Source organism: Emticicia agri, assembly GCF_004168285.1.
In the GTDB taxonomy this organism is placed as follows: Bacteria; Bacteroidota; Bacteroidia; order Cytophagales; family Spirosomataceae; genus Emticicia; species Emticicia agri.
Genome location: NZ_SEWF01000033.1, coordinates 40,045 through 53,432, shown reverse-complemented (window position 1 = coordinate 53,432; position 13,388 = coordinate 40,045). Strand labels below are relative to the sequence as shown.

11 protein-coding genes are annotated in these 13,388 nt (G+C 38.9%); 5 read left to right on the top strand and 6 right to left on the bottom strand.

The genetic code is table 11. The annotated features are described in order from the left end of the window. Positions 1 to 157: 157 nt before the first annotated feature. On the bottom strand, positions 158 to 844 hold the full coding sequence (locus EWM59_RS19240; RefSeq protein WP_130022883.1) for a hypothetical protein: 687 nt from the start codon (positions 842 to 844) through the stop codon (positions 158 to 160). A 135-nt stretch (positions 845 to 979) separates the two neighbouring features. Here EWM59_RS19240 and dinB point away from each other — a divergent pair, with 135 nt between their 5' ends. Further along, on the top strand, positions 980 to 2,071 hold the full coding sequence (gene dinB, locus EWM59_RS19235) for a DNA polymerase IV (protein WP_130022882.1): 1,092 nt from the start codon (positions 980 to 982) through the stop codon (positions 2,069 to 2,071). Positions 2,072 to 2,139: 68 nt separating this feature from the next. On the opposite strand, the gene pyk is transcribed toward dinB, so the two are convergent. Beyond that, positions 2,140 to 3,591: a pyruvate kinase gene (pyk, locus tag EWM59_RS19230; RefSeq protein WP_130022881.1), complete on the bottom strand. Its 1,452-nt coding sequence runs from the start codon at positions 3,589 to 3,591 to the stop codon at positions 2,140 to 2,142. A gap of 564 nt (positions 3,592 to 4,155) precedes the next feature. Here pyk and EWM59_RS19225 point away from each other — a divergent pair. Further along, on the top strand, positions 4,156 to 5,307 hold the full coding sequence (locus EWM59_RS19225) for a 2-isopropylmalate synthase (RefSeq protein ID WP_130022880.1): 1,152 nt from the start codon (positions 4,156 to 4,158) through the stop codon (positions 5,305 to 5,307). Between the two features lie 98 nt (positions 5,308 to 5,405). After that, on the top strand, positions 5,406 to 6,449 hold the full coding sequence (locus EWM59_RS19220; protein WP_130022879.1) for a S66 peptidase family protein: 1,044 nt from the start codon (positions 5,406 to 5,408) through the stop codon (positions 6,447 to 6,449). Between the two features lie 51 nt (positions 6,450 to 6,500). Here the strand turns inward: EWM59_RS19220 and EWM59_RS19215 are convergent, their stop codons facing one another. Continuing rightward, positions 6,501 to 9,032 (bottom strand): M14 family zinc carboxypeptidase, encoded by a 2,532-nt coding sequence (locus EWM59_RS19215; protein WP_130022878.1) that lies wholly within the window; start codon positions 9,030 to 9,032, stop codon positions 6,501 to 6,503. Positions 9,033 to 9,218: 186 nt separating this feature from the next. Then, positions 9,219 to 9,608, bottom strand: a complete 390-nt coding sequence (locus tag EWM59_RS19210) for a TraR/DksA family transcriptional regulator (RefSeq protein ID WP_101724850.1) — start codon at positions 9,606 to 9,608, stop codon at positions 9,219 to 9,221. A 311-nt stretch (positions 9,609 to 9,919) separates the two neighbouring features. On the opposite strand from EWM59_RS19210, the gene EWM59_RS19205 reads away from it, so the two are divergent. Together EWM59_RS19205 and EWM59_RS19200 are read left to right on the top strand one after the other, a co-directional pair. Then, the gene (locus EWM59_RS19205) at positions 9,920 to 11,197 is read left to right on the top strand and encodes a Glu/Leu/Phe/Val family dehydrogenase (RefSeq protein WP_130022877.1); all 1,278 of its coding nucleotides are present in this window, start codon (positions 9,920 to 9,922) and stop codon (positions 11,195 to 11,197) included. Between the two features lie 164 nt (positions 11,198 to 11,361). Next, on the top strand, positions 11,362 to 11,781 hold the full coding sequence (locus EWM59_RS19200) for a nucleoside-diphosphate kinase (RefSeq protein ID WP_130022876.1): 420 nt from the start codon (positions 11,362 to 11,364) through the stop codon (positions 11,779 to 11,781). A 55-nt stretch (positions 11,782 to 11,836) separates the two neighbouring features. Here the strand turns inward: EWM59_RS19200 and EWM59_RS19195 are convergent, their stop codons facing one another. Both EWM59_RS19195 and EWM59_RS19190 read right to left on the bottom strand, forming a co-directional pair. Further along, positions 11,837 to 12,280 (bottom strand): YHS domain-containing (seleno)protein, encoded by a 444-nt coding sequence (locus EWM59_RS19195; RefSeq protein WP_229239393.1) that lies wholly within the window; start codon positions 12,278 to 12,280, stop codon positions 11,837 to 11,839. Between the two features lie 100 nt (positions 12,281 to 12,380). Then, on the bottom strand, positions 12,381 to 13,367 hold the full coding sequence (locus EWM59_RS19190) for a Gfo/Idh/MocA family protein (RefSeq protein ID WP_130022875.1): 987 nt from the start codon (positions 13,365 to 13,367) through the stop codon (positions 12,381 to 12,383). Positions 13,368 to 13,388: the final 21 nt, after the last annotated feature.

Here is a 13,388-nt window from a genome sequence, read left to right as displayed (position 1 = left end):
GACGTAGGATATGGTTCGTTTATTATTAAATAAAACGCAAATGTCTGAAAACTAAGGGTAAAATCAAAATGGGACAAGGTAACCATAAAGAATCTATATGAATATTAATGCTAAAGTATATTTTACCATTGCTAAGAATTTAAAGTAAAGAAAATAATTACCGACCTGCTGCGGCTATCAGCCAGCTATCAAGGATAATCTTTATCTGACGACTGATTACTTTCTCTTCAAGGGGTTCAACTTCTGCGGTTCTTTTCCTGTAAAAAGCAACGTTTTTATTTTTGGTATCTAATACGCAACAAATAATTGTGGAGTTAGATTTTACAGGTACAGGCACGAAAATTCCCAGGGTAAGAATCCCAATTCCAACGCCTTTAGCAATTTGCCCGCCATAGTTACCTTGCAGACGAGTGAATCCGGCATGGAAAGTAAGAATAACATATCTCATTTTATTAGCTTCCAGATAGCTGACAAGGCTATTATTCAGCGTTATTCCCTTAATTTTCCTTTTGTTCTCAACTGCGGTTAATACCTCAAAAAAACTTTTATTAATTTCCTGTTCTTCATATGAATCCGTAAAGTCAAAAGATATTGGTGTCATGTACACAGGAAGATGCTGATTAAAAATGCGGCTTCTGGTCTTTAAGGTAGAATCTGAATAAAGTTCGTTAAATTCCTGACGATTACCCTTTGCTATTGAGGTAATCTGACTTGGCAAATGATACACATAGGCTGTATCAATTTCATAAGGTTTACGATTTGATAATTGTGGAACAGTTGTACCACAACTAAATTGCAGGAGGGAAATAGTTATCACAGCAACAGCAAACAGCGTGTTTTTCATGAAAGGATTGTGTTTAAATTGTATAATATAAGGGCAAAATTTAGTATATTTATTTTTTGAACAAATATTCACAAACGATTCAAAGTATACAAAAAACATACCGAAAAAATTATTCTACGGTATATTTTTTTATAAATGTTTAACCTGCAATTTTCCAATTTGTCCCGCAAAATCATACATATTGATATGGATGCTTTCTATGCTTCGGTAGAGCAAAGAGATTTTGCCGATTTGCGAGGCAAACCTATTGCCGTAGGCGGAAGTAGTGAACGCGGCGTAGTAGCAGCCGCCAGTTACGAAGCCCGCAAGTTTGGAGTTCGTTCAGCTATGTCTTCCCGTATTGCCAAACAGAAATGTCCGCAATTGATTTTTGTGAAACCACGTTTTGAAGTCTATAAACAGGTATCTAATGAAATCAGAGAGATTTTTCTGGAATATACCCCTTTGGTGGAGCCGCTTTCTTTAGACGAAGCCTATCTGGACGTAACTGAAAACCTGAAAGGCATTGAAACAGCTACCGAGATTGCGCAGGAAATAAAAGCACGTATCAAAGAAAAAACAGGCTTAACAGCCTCGGCAGGAGTATCTGTCAATAAGTTTTTAGCCAAAATAGCTTCGGATTATAAGAAACCCGATGGACTATTTGTGATAAAACCCTCACAGGCTGAAAAATTTGTAGAAGAACTGGAAATCAACCAATTTCATGGCATTGGCAGAGTAACGGCAGAAAAAATGCACAAAATGGGGATTTTTACAGGACGCGACCTGAAAGCCAAAAGTATAGATTTTCTGACTAATCATTTTGGTAAAGTAGGCCGATACTATTTCGAGATTGCACAGGGATTAGATAACCGACAGGTAAGTCCTGATAGAATCAGGAAGTCCATAGGCGTAGAAAATACATTTGACAGAGATTTTACCGAACCTGATGATTTATACAGAGAAATAGATGATATTATAGAACAGCTCTGGCGACGGATGTCAAGAATAAAAGCCTATGGTAAAACAATTACCTTAAAAATAAAATTTGCCGATTTCGAGAGTATCACCCGTAGCCGCACGTCTCAATTACCTGTTCTTGAAGAAAAATTGCTGGCAAAAATCTCTTACGAAATGCTTCACGCTTTGTTACCTATGCCTAAAGGGGTACGTCTGCTGGGCATTTACCTGTCTAACCTTGAATTTGAAGATGAAATGTTAGGCAGACAACTTACGCTTAATTTCTAAAAACTCAGGCAATAAAAAAGCCCATCGGTTAAGATGAGCCCCCTTATATGAATTGATTCAGATTAGTACTATTCCACTTTACTTAGCTTTACAGTATTGGTACGATTGTTTTCCTGTAAAGGCATGCTTAAGGTATTAATAAACAAATCACCAGCTTTTAATTCCCCTTTTTCTACCAGAAAATCACGGATATTAGCTACTACTTCTTCCACCGTGCGGTCTTTCAGATGATTATATTTAAAAGCATTGATACCCGAATAAAGGCTTAATTGTGTTAAGAGTTTCTCGTTACCTGTAAAAATAAAGGTATTAGCTTTGGGTCTGTGGTGCGATAGACGAACAGCAGTATAACCTGAGGTGGTAATACCAATAATGGCTTTTACATGTAAGTCACGGGCTAATCTACACGCAGTCATTACTACATTATCATTTTCTTTTTCTTCTGATTCATAGTCTGGCTCTGTTACACGTGTATGGTGGCGATAATAGAGTTTTTTCGGGTCAGCCTCAGCCTCAACTTTCAGAATGGTGTTAACCATCGTTTGTACGGCTAATATAGGGTATTTACCCGAAGCGCTTTCTGCACTTAGCATCACGGCATCAGCACCATCTAATACGGCATTAGCTACGTCTCCTACCTCTGCACGTGTCGGGCGAGGGCTGTCTATCATGCTTTCAAGCATTTGTGTCGCAACAATCACAGGCTTTCCGGCTAAATTTGATTTTTCTACCAGCTGTTTCTGAATCATCGGTACATCTTCTGACGGAACCTCAACACCCAAATCGCCACGAGCTACCATTATACCATCAGTTGCCTCAATAATCGAATCCATATTGGTAACCGCTTCCGGTTTTTCCATTTTAGCAATTACCTTCGCTTCTCTGCCTTGCTCTTTAATATATTTTTGGATTTCCTGTATCTCTTCAGCCGTTCTTACAAACGATAAAGCTATCCAGTCCACATCGTTTGCTAAGCCGAACTTCAAATCTTCCCAATCTTTTTCAGTAACCGATGGTTGAGAAATATTGGTATTTGGTAGATTTACCCCTTTCTTTTGTTTCAACAAGCCGCCATATACTACTTCGGTAATCACATCCATGCCGTCAACACCAGTTACCTTTACTTCTAATTTACCGTCGTCCATCAAAATTCTTTCACCCAATTGTACATCTCTGTACATACCTTTATAAGGTGTGCTAACACGTTGGGCGTTTCCTACTATTTCTTCGTTGGTAAAAACCAATTTATCTCCTGCAAAAATCTCAACCCCTTCATTTCCTTTCTCCATCAAACCAATTCTGATTTTCGGCCCTTGTAAATCCTGTAAGATGGCACATTTAAAACCATGCTCGGCATTGAGTTTGCGAATGCGGTCGATGCGCATCTGATGGTCCTGGTGTGTGCCATGTGAAAAATTTAAACGGAAAACATTTACGCCGGCTTTAGCCAATGCCAACAGCATTTCTTCACTTTCAGAAGCAGGGCCTACGGTAGCTACAATTTTGGTTTTTCTATGCATATTTAAAATAAAATATTTCTTCGCCTTGAGAATCTCGCAAAAATAATAACTATTTATGAGAATTACCGAATAAACTATTTTGAAATCTCTGATTAATAGTTGAAAAAAATAAAAAACAGATGGTGTAAGTAATTTATAGTCAGTTATTTAGAGCTTTATTAAATTATAATAAAGAAAGGCTTGAATAGTGATTAAATCATAAAAATAGTCTTTCGTAACCCATTATTCGTAATAATACATGAGAAAAACCGACTAATGATTCTTTTTATGCTAATTGTATTTTATTAAGAAATTGCCATTGAAAAAAATGTACAGATTCTTTGCCAAAAAAAAATATTCTACTAAATTTGTGTCCTTGGAAAATTCAAAAACAATTGAAACAAACCGCATTCGCAATTTCACTTCTCCTTCTACTCAACTTTACAGTGTGAGAAACGGAGACTTTGTATAAATCAAAAGCCCTTTCTTGCACTCGGTGAGAAAGGGCTTTTTTTGCGAGAAAGAGCAGGTTTAAATATGCTCTAAACAAGAAGTAGTAAAAATAACTAAACACCTCATTCAGCGATGAGCCAAAAGATTTATGTTTTCGACACCACCTTGCGAGATGGAGAACAAGTCCCCGGTTGTCAGTTAACAACCGATGAAAAGGTAATGATTGCCAAACAACTCGAAAAACTGGGTGTCGATATTATTGAAGCAGGATTTCCTATTTCGAGCCCGGGTGATTTTAAATCAGTTATGGAAGTATCAAAAGCCGTAACAGAGCCAACTGTTTGTGCGCTATCAAGAGCCGTAAAAGGCGATATTGAAGCCGCTGCAGAAGCCCTGAAATTTGCCAAGCGTCCACGTATTCATACCGGAATCGGTGCATCAGACATCCACATTAAACATAAATTCAACAGTACTCGTGAACAGATTATCGAACAGGCCGTTAGCGCAGTAAAACACGCTAAAAAGTTTGTAGAAGATGTAGAGTTTTATGCAGAAGACTCTGGTCGTGCTAATCTGGAGTTTTTAGCAAAACTGACTGACGAGGTAATTAAAGCTGGTGCTACAGTAGTAAACTTGCCTGATACAACCGGTTATGTATTGCCTAACGAAATGTTTGAGCGTATTTCATACATTATGAACAACGTACCAAATATTGATAAGGCAATTATCTCGATGCATAATCACAACGATTTAGGTTTAGCTACGGCTAATACCATTGCTGGGATACAGGCAGGGGCAAGACAGGTAGAGGTAACTATCAATGGTATAGGTGAGCGTGCCGGAAATACTTCTCTTGAAGAAATTGCGATGATCCTGAAAGTGCATAAATTGGGGTATCATACCAATATCGAAAGTACATTGCTGTCTCCTTTAAGTCTTTTGGTTTCTCAGACTATGAGAATGCCTGTACAAGCTAATAAAGCCATTGTAGGGCGCAATGCTTTTGCACACTCTTCAGGTATCCATCAGGATGGATTCTTAAAGCATACCGAAAATTATGAAATTATGAGCCCGCAGGAAGTGGGTGTTGATAAATCATCTATTGTATTAACTGCAAGAAGTGGCCGCCATGCCTTGAAACATCGCCTTGAAATATTGGGCTTCAAACTGGAAAAACCCGAATTAGACTATATTTATAACCGATTCCTTGATTTGGCTGATAGAATTAAAGAAGTGAATGATAAAGATTTAGTAATCTTGATGAAAGAAGCGGTTTCTGTATAATTCCTATAACATACATGATGAAAGGGTTTGGTGAATCGCTCATCAAACCCTTTTTTTTTGTACTTTGCGCTTGTAAACTTCAAATCTACTTCCTCAATATGCCTGACCGTCGAAATTTTCTTCATTCTACTCTATTGGCAAGTATAGGCTTGGCTAATATAAATTTTACTTCTTTTGACACAAAAGCTAAAGTTTTAAAACCTGCGGCTTTGAAACAAGGCGACACGATTGGTCTGGTTTGTCCTGCCTACTCGGCTTTTATTAAAGAAGATGTACAGATAGCCATTGAGAGTATGGAAGTGCTGGGTTTTAAAGTAAAAAAGGGCGACCATATCTTTGATAGATACGGGTATCTGGCAGGGAGTGATGAAGACCGTGCGGCTGATATAAACAAAATGTTTGCCGATAAAAGCATTAACGGCATTATGGCTATGCACGGTGGTTGGGGCTGTGCCAGAATATTACCGCTGTTAGATTATAAAACCATTCAGCAGAACCCAAAGGTTTTTATGGGTTACAGCGATATTACAGCGCTTCTGTTAGGTATTTATGCCAAAACAGGCCTTGTTACTTTTCATGGCCCTGTTGGTTCATCTTCATGGAATAATTTTTCGGTTGAAAACTTTAAGCAGATGCTTATAGAGGGCAATGCCGTACAAATGATTAACCCAACGAAGAAGGGTGATAACCTGGTGCAAACCGAAGACAGAATCTACACCATTAATGCCGGAAAGGCTACGGGCAAATTAATTGGCGGAAACCTTACCGTATTAAGCCATATTGTTGGTTCGCCTTATATGCCCGATTTTAAAGGTAATATTTTGTTCTTAGAAGACGTAGGCGAAGACCTTTATCGCATCGACCGCATGATTACCCAGCTAAAACTGGCAGGTATCCTGAACCAGATTTCCGGCTTTGTATTTGGCAAATGTACCGACTGCCCACCATCGAAAGGTGGCTATGGTTCTTTAACAATGGAAGACATTTATGATGACCATATCAAACCTCTGAAAATTCCTGCCTTTTCAGGAGCCATGATTGGACATATCAAAGATAAATTCACTGTTCCGGTAGGCCTGGAAGCGACTATCGATGCCGGAAAGGGAAGTATTACTTTGAGTGAAGGAGCGGTTAGTAAGTAAAATAGAACCCCTTTAAAGCAATTTTTAAAGGGGTTCCAACTATTCAATCAATTACTCTTCTCCACCAAATCTTCCTCCGCCAATGATATGGCCAAAGAAAAGGCTATTCAGAAACAATTTATTAGTGCCATACCAAAATGCCCTGAAATTCGGATTTTCAGACATTAAAATCAACTTGCCTGCACCCAAATTCTGAGTGATAACAGCAGGTGAGTTTTTGATTAAGGCTTCGTTTTTAGGATGTACATATCCGGCAATCAACGGATTGTTTGTGAAAATAAGCGGGGTATTATAAGGGTTTTTTGTGTCCTCAAAGAAGATATTATTATCCTTAAATAAGGCCAGTTTATCTTGTGTATAGCCAAAACAGATCGGGTGAGTCGGGTCTATTTTTGCTTCAAAGATAGTACCTGCCGTTTCCATAGCTCCGCTGAATTTCTCTTGGAGTACATAAGGTCGTTTTTCGTTGCCATCATTATTCGGGCGGGTTTTCACCGAGATTGAAGCTATTTTTTTATTAGCTGCCCATTCTGCACCTTCTGTCATGGCAACTAATACACCTCCACCTTGCACAAAGCGTTTAATTTTTTCGTCTGAAAGGTTATTATAGCCACCGCCAGCCATCACTATATGCGTATATTTATCCAGATTGACACGGTTAACAGTCTCAATATCAGAGAAGGTAAGCGGAATATTAATTCTTTGGTCTAGTAAATGCCATATTTCCCCGGCATCGTTGGCATTTACTCCCGGGCCGGCTATCATCAACACTTTTGGTTGTTTTAAGCGACGGAATTTTTCACTGCCTAAGTCAATACCATTTGGTGTTAATCCTGTGGCGGTCGCATAAAAATCAACGCCATCTCTTTCTGCAAGGGTTTTTAGTAGTTCGCTTGGGTCGTTGCCATTACAAACAATCTGAATAGTGCCATAATCAAACTTCTGTTCTTTTCCGACAACAATGGCTGTTAAAGGCTCAACGGCCACCTTTAAAGTATAGCCTTTTTTGAGCAATTCATAAGCTGTTCTTGGCGCATAATAGCTATTCCATTCAAAGAAATAAGCATACGTACTATTACCCACTACTTTTCCTTTCGGAAATTCGTTTACACTTACTTTCTCTCCTAAAGAAACATTTCCTTTCGCTTCTGCCGTTGGGGTATTCATACAATATTGTAAAGACCAGGCAGAAATATCATAAAAAAGGCTATCCTCAAACTTCGTACGTTTCTCGAACATAGATTTGATTAATCTATGCTGCGGCTGATTCATCGGCACGGCATAAGAGGTATTTTTATCAAACGATTGTCCGTCAATAGTCTCGTCTTTGCCTAATTTATACACATCAATCTGATTTCGTTTCAGCATATTTACCATTTCCCAGGTTTTTACGGCATCTTTACTTCCACCAAAAACGTAGGTTTTTACGGCATCAGTTGAGTTTTCCTTGTAGAAATTTCGCATATGTTCCAATAACTCTACACGCATGGCTCTGGCAGCCTTCAAAGTTGACATGGTAGCTGATACCTGATTGCGGATAGTGAACGGAAAACTCAATAACCCGTTTGCCGTTTCTTGTAAATGCCCACGTGATGAAGCCTGCTCAAACAAAATACCGATTGAACCATTCACATCGGGCAGGGTAGAGCCTTTGCCATAGTAGAAATCGTCATAGTTTTCCTGGGTATAATAAGCCGAATTAATTTTATCTAAACCTGCTGCATGGAATTTGCCTATTTTGGCCGTCAATTCAATATTGCTTTTAGGTGTCAATGGGTGGGTACGAGCAGGGATACCGGGTTGGAAAAAGAAAGAAGACGCACTACCCATTTCGTGGTGGTCGGTTAAGATATTTGGTCGCCACTCATAAAATTTCACCAGACGCCCTTTACTTTCAGGCATTTGTTGGTAAAGCCAGTCGCGGTTCAAATCAAACCAATAGTGATTGGTGCGTCCGCCCGGCCAGGTTTCACTAAACTCACGGCTGTTTATATCACTTACCAGCGTTGTACTTCTGTTGATATCTACCCAGGTTGCAAAACGGTTGCCTCCATCGGCATTAATACAAGGGTCAATCAAGATAATAGCTTCGTTCAACAAAGAATCTATGCCTGCGCCTTGTGCAGCAGCAAGGTAGTAGGCCGACATCAGGTTAGAGTTGGTTCCACTTGCTTCATTCCCATGCACTGAATAACCCATCCACACTACAACAGGCATTTTCTTTACATCTAATCCTCCTGATTGTGAAGGGTTGACTAATTTCTGATGCTCTGCTTTTATCTGTTCAATCTGGGCATGGTTTTTAGGCGAGGTTACGGTCAGCAATAAAAGCTCGCGGTTTTCAAAGGTTTTACCATATACTTCTACTTTAAATCTGTCAGATAGCCGGGTCAGTTCTCTCATGTAAGCATATTGCTCATAAGGTGTTACGTGCTGTTCGCCTACCTGATAACCCAAAAACTGTTTGGGTGTCGGAATCTTAGGGTCGTAAGTTACATCCTGAGGTAAATAATACCTATCGGCTACTTGCCCATAGGTATAAACATTTGCAATGATGAAGAGTAAGAGTAGTGTTTTTTTCATGGGAGCAATGGGGTAGTTTTTTAGCAATTAAGCATTTTTCTGCTTAAAAATACAAAAAGCCTCTGACACAGAGGCTTTTTGTATAGACAAAGAATCTACAAACCTTAAAAATTGGGTCAAAAAAGACAATTTGTGCCTTTATCTGTATTTTCAAGGTATCTATATTAATAGGCTATATTAAAAACATCAATTAGAGGCTCTTAACTTCGCTTCAATGGTTTGCTGCGTATGAGGCACTGCTCTTAATCGCTCTTTTGGTATCAGTTTGCCAGTATCTTTACAAATACCGTAAGTGCCATTTTTAATCCTGATTAACGCGGCTTCTAATTGTTGGGCAAACTTTTGTAAACGCCCAGCCGATTGACTTAATTGCTCTTTTTCACTTACATCAGCACCATCTTCTAATAATTTTGTGCTGCTTGATGTATAATCAGTACCATTGTCATTTTTACGACTCAGCGTCTCTTTAATAAAGTTGAGCTCATTTCTGGTTGCTTCCAATTTGTTGGTAATGATTACCTCAAATTCCCTTAATTCTTCTTCTGAATATCGGGTTTTTTCTTCAACTACGGCCATAATCGTAATGCAATAAATTGTTAAATGGGGTACATATTCAAAAAAACACCGCAAATATAGTGTTTTTAGCCTGCTTAAACAACCGCTTAATGAAAATATTGGTCAACCCGCAAAAAAATTTATTTAAAGGCAAATAGTCAAAAACAGTAAATTATTTGGTGAAGTAGAAAATTGTCAGTTCAGGATATAAGTCTATCTGCAAAAATGAAGAGAATATTAAATTTTTGTAAAATTTGACAATTTTAAGAAATACTTTCTTTTTTCTAAGTTTGCACCCAAAAAATAATCATCAACAATAGCAAATTCTGTTTATGAATTACATAGAACCGGCTCCGATTAAGGATACAGAAAATCCTTTGGAGTCCATGATGTCGAGATTTGATGCAGCAGTGAAGATTTTAGGCATTAGTGAAGAAATGTACTATATTCTGAAAGTGCCTGCTCGTCAGGTAACCGTCGGGTTGCCTGTTACGATGGATAATGGCCAGATAAAGGTCTTTGAGGGCTACAGAGTGATTCACTCAACTATTTTAGGGCCAAGTAAAGGAGGAATACGTTTTGACCCGGCTGTGAATATTGATGAGGTGCGTGCCTTAGCTGCCTGGATGACCTGGAAATGTGCCGTGGTGGATATACCATATGGTGGTGCCAAAGGCGGAATAGCTTGTAACCCACGTGAAATGTCGGCAGGAGAGATGGAACGATTGATGCGTGCCTATACTTTGTCGATGTTGGATATATTTGGGCCTGATAAGGATATTCCGGCACCCGATATGGGCACAGGTCCCCGTGAAATGGCCTGGCTGATGGATGAATACTCAAAAGCCAAAGGAATGACAGTAAATGCGGTTGTAACCGGAAAACCATTGGTATTGGGTGGGTCTTTGGGACGTACAGAAGCCACAGGACGTGGTGTAATGGTATCAGCGCTTTCGGGTATGGAAAAACTACGCCTGAACCCATACAGAACAACAGCGGCTGTACAGGGTTTTGGCAATGTAGGATCTTATGCGGCACAGCTATTACAGGAAAAAGGCGTAACAATCTGTGGTATCAGTGATATTTCGGGGGCTTATTACAATGCAAAAGGAATTGATATTGAAAAAGCCATTGCTTACCGGAATGCCAATAAAGGTAGTTTAGAGGGATTCAAAGACGCAGAATTAATAAGCAACGAAGAGCTATTATCCCTGAATGTAGATGTATTGGTTCCGGCAGCGAAAGAAGATGTAATTACGCATGAGAATGCAGGTAATATACAGGCTAAACTGATTGTTGAAGGAGCCAATGGCCCAACTTCTGCCAGTGCCGATGATATTATTAATGAAAAGGGAATTATGGTAGTGCCTGATATTTTAGCGAATGCAGGTGGGGTAACAGTATCTTATTTTGAATGGGTACAAAATCGTATCGGATACAAATGGGCATTAGATAGAATCAACCGCCGTTGCGACCGTATGATGAAAGATGCTTTTGATAAAGTATTTGAAACATCGCAGAAACACAAAGTATCTATGCGTCTGGCAGCCTATATTGTAGCCATTGATAAAGTAGCCAGTACCTATAAATTCCGTGGTGGTTATGGTTGATAGAATCTGAAGCAAGAAAGTCAGCATACTAAACCCATTTGTAAATATTTTTACAGATGGGTTTTTGTTAATATACGGTCTTATTTTTTACATATTCTTAATAAAGCATATACGATTAAGGTAAAATGCCTATTTTTGCCGAAATTTCAAAAAAACTAAAAGATATGGCAAGTAACAGAACTTTCACAATGATTAAACCTCATGCGGTGGCTGATAATCATATTGGTGGAATAATAGCTATGATTGAGGCAGCAGGCTTTAGAATTGTAGCCATGAAAAAAACACAGCTTACGCCAGCCTTGGCAGGTAAGTTCTACGAAGTACACAAAGAAAGAGGATTTTATGGCGAATTGTGTGAAATGATGTCTTCAGGACCAATCGTTCCAATGATTTTAGAAAAAGAAAACGCAGTAACTGATTTCCGTACATTAATCGGAGCTACTAACCCGGCTAATGCAGAAGAAGGTACCATCCGTAAAATATATGCTAAGTCTGTAGGAGAGAACGCTATTCATGGTTCTGATTCAGATGAAAATGCTGCTATTGAAGGTTCATTCTTTTTTGGCGTAACAGAGCAATATTAATAAATGCTTCTATTAAAGATAAGCCCTGCTCAAACTCTGAGCAGGGCTTATCTGTTTATTCCTGGTCTTTCAACTCAACCCATTTATCGTTTGCTTTTCTGATTCGCTCCTCTTTATTCTCATTCCATCTTTCTTTTACTTTAGTATTATAATTCAGGTAGAGTTTATTATCTACAATAGTCCAGGCATCGGGTTGTGTAGGTGCTTTATGCCCTTCTGATAACCCGTAAGCACAATAACCGCCAAATTGTGGGGCATATTTTTCCGGAGCTGCCTTAAACGTATTCAGGTTTTCTGCATTAGAAAAATACCATGTTGCCTTGTTCCATTCATACGAGAACTCTGTTTTTCCTTTTACTGGTTTACTCTCTGTAAAATATGCTACTGCATCATAGCCTCTGATGGCTCCATCAGCATTACTGAAAACCTCTGCTTTCTGGGCAAGTACCTGCCATGATATAAATAGCATTGCCCATGAAATGAATAATCTCTTTGTCATAAACTTTTTTTTGACAAAGATGCAGGATATGAAAATGCTTTTTTGTCGGCTGGCTTACAGTTTCTGATAGTTTTAACTGAAACCAACACCCATGAGTAAATTAGCTATCAATACCTTCATAACGAATACCTGCTTTTTGGCGGATTTCGTCTAACAGGCTCATCAATTTTACACTCATCGATAAGGGCATTTTTACACTCTCTTTTTTATTGTTTCGCAAGCAATTATTCACTTCCTCTATTTCAAAATTATACCCCCGAGTTTCTCGTTCAAATGTAAAGGTTAGGGGGTCTTTATCGGTTTCATAGAGGGTTACTGTTTTGCTTTCATGAAAACGCTCGGGCAGATGAATATACCCCTTTTCACCATAGATAAGTGCTTCGGTACGTGTGCGAGAACCAAACGTTGCATTGAGCAAAGCAGTTGCTTGCGGATATTTGAAAACAATGCTGGTAGTTTCGTCAACTCCGGTTTTTCCGAATGTACTCATGGCATGAATATCTGTAGGATAACCTAATAATAAAAGACTTAAATAGGCCGGATATATACCGATGTCTAACAATGCCCCTCCCCCTAAAGCCGGATTTAAAGTTCTTCTTTCAGGTGTAAAAGGGGCTACAAACCCAAAATCTGCATGAATGGTCTTTATTTTTCCTATTCTGTCTTCTTCAATCAATTCCTGGGTTTTCTGAATCACAGGAAGAAACCTGGTCCACATCGCTTCCATTAGAAACGTATCGTTTTCACGGGCTGCTTCTACCATTTTTTCTACCTGTTTCAGATTCATGGCAAATGGTTTTTCGCAAAGCACAGGCATCTTGTTTTTCAGACAAAGAATCGAATATTCTGCGTGAGAACTATGTGGCGTGGCAATATATACTACATCTAATTCCGGTGTCTTAAAAATATCTTCGTATGAGTCATAATGATAAGGTGCACCAAACTTCTGTGCAAAGTCTTTGGCTCTTTCTATAGAAGAAGAGGCAACCGCATGTAATTGTGTGTGTGTTACTTTCACGAGGTCTGTTGCAAATTTATCTGCAATCTTCCCAAGCCCTATGATACCCCATTTGATTGGTTTCGCCATGTTTATAAGAATATATAACCA

Bases quoted from the DNA above. Each gene is read 5' to 3' on its own strand.
- dinB (WP_130022882.1), top strand. From the start codon at position 980: ATGTTTAACCTGCAATTTTCCAATTTGTCCCGCAAAATCATACATATT.
- EWM59_RS19210 (WP_101724850.1), bottom strand. From the start codon at position 9,608: ATGGCCGTAGTTGAAGAAAAAACCCGATATTCAGAAGAAGAATTAAGG.
- EWM59_RS19195 (WP_229239393.1), bottom strand. From the start codon at position 12,280: ATGACAAAGAGATTATTCATTTCATGGGCAATGCTATTTATATCATGG.
- pyk (WP_130022881.1), bottom strand. From the start codon at position 3,591: ATGCATAGAAAAACCAAAATTGTAGCTACCGTAGGCCCTGCTTCTGAA.
- EWM59_RS19240 (WP_130022883.1), bottom strand. From the start codon at position 844: ATGAAAAACACGCTGTTTGCTGTTGCTGTGATAACTATTTCCCTCCTG.
- EWM59_RS19215 (WP_130022878.1), bottom strand. From the start codon at position 9,032: ATGAAAAAAACACTACTCTTACTCTTCATCATTGCAAATGTTTATACC.
- EWM59_RS19220 (WP_130022879.1), top strand. From the start codon at position 5,406: ATGCCTGACCGTCGAAATTTTCTTCATTCTACTCTATTGGCAAGTATA.
- EWM59_RS19190 (WP_130022875.1), bottom strand. From the start codon at position 13,367: ATGGCGAAACCAATCAAATGGGGTATCATAGGGCTTGGGAAGATTGCA.
- EWM59_RS19225 (WP_130022880.1), top strand. From the start codon at position 4,156: ATGAGCCAAAAGATTTATGTTTTCGACACCACCTTGCGAGATGGAGAA.
- EWM59_RS19205 (WP_130022877.1), top strand. From the start codon at position 9,920: ATGAATTACATAGAACCGGCTCCGATTAAGGATACAGAAAATCCTTTG.
- EWM59_RS19200 (WP_130022876.1), top strand. From the start codon at position 11,362: ATGGCAAGTAACAGAACTTTCACAATGATTAAACCTCATGCGGTGGCT.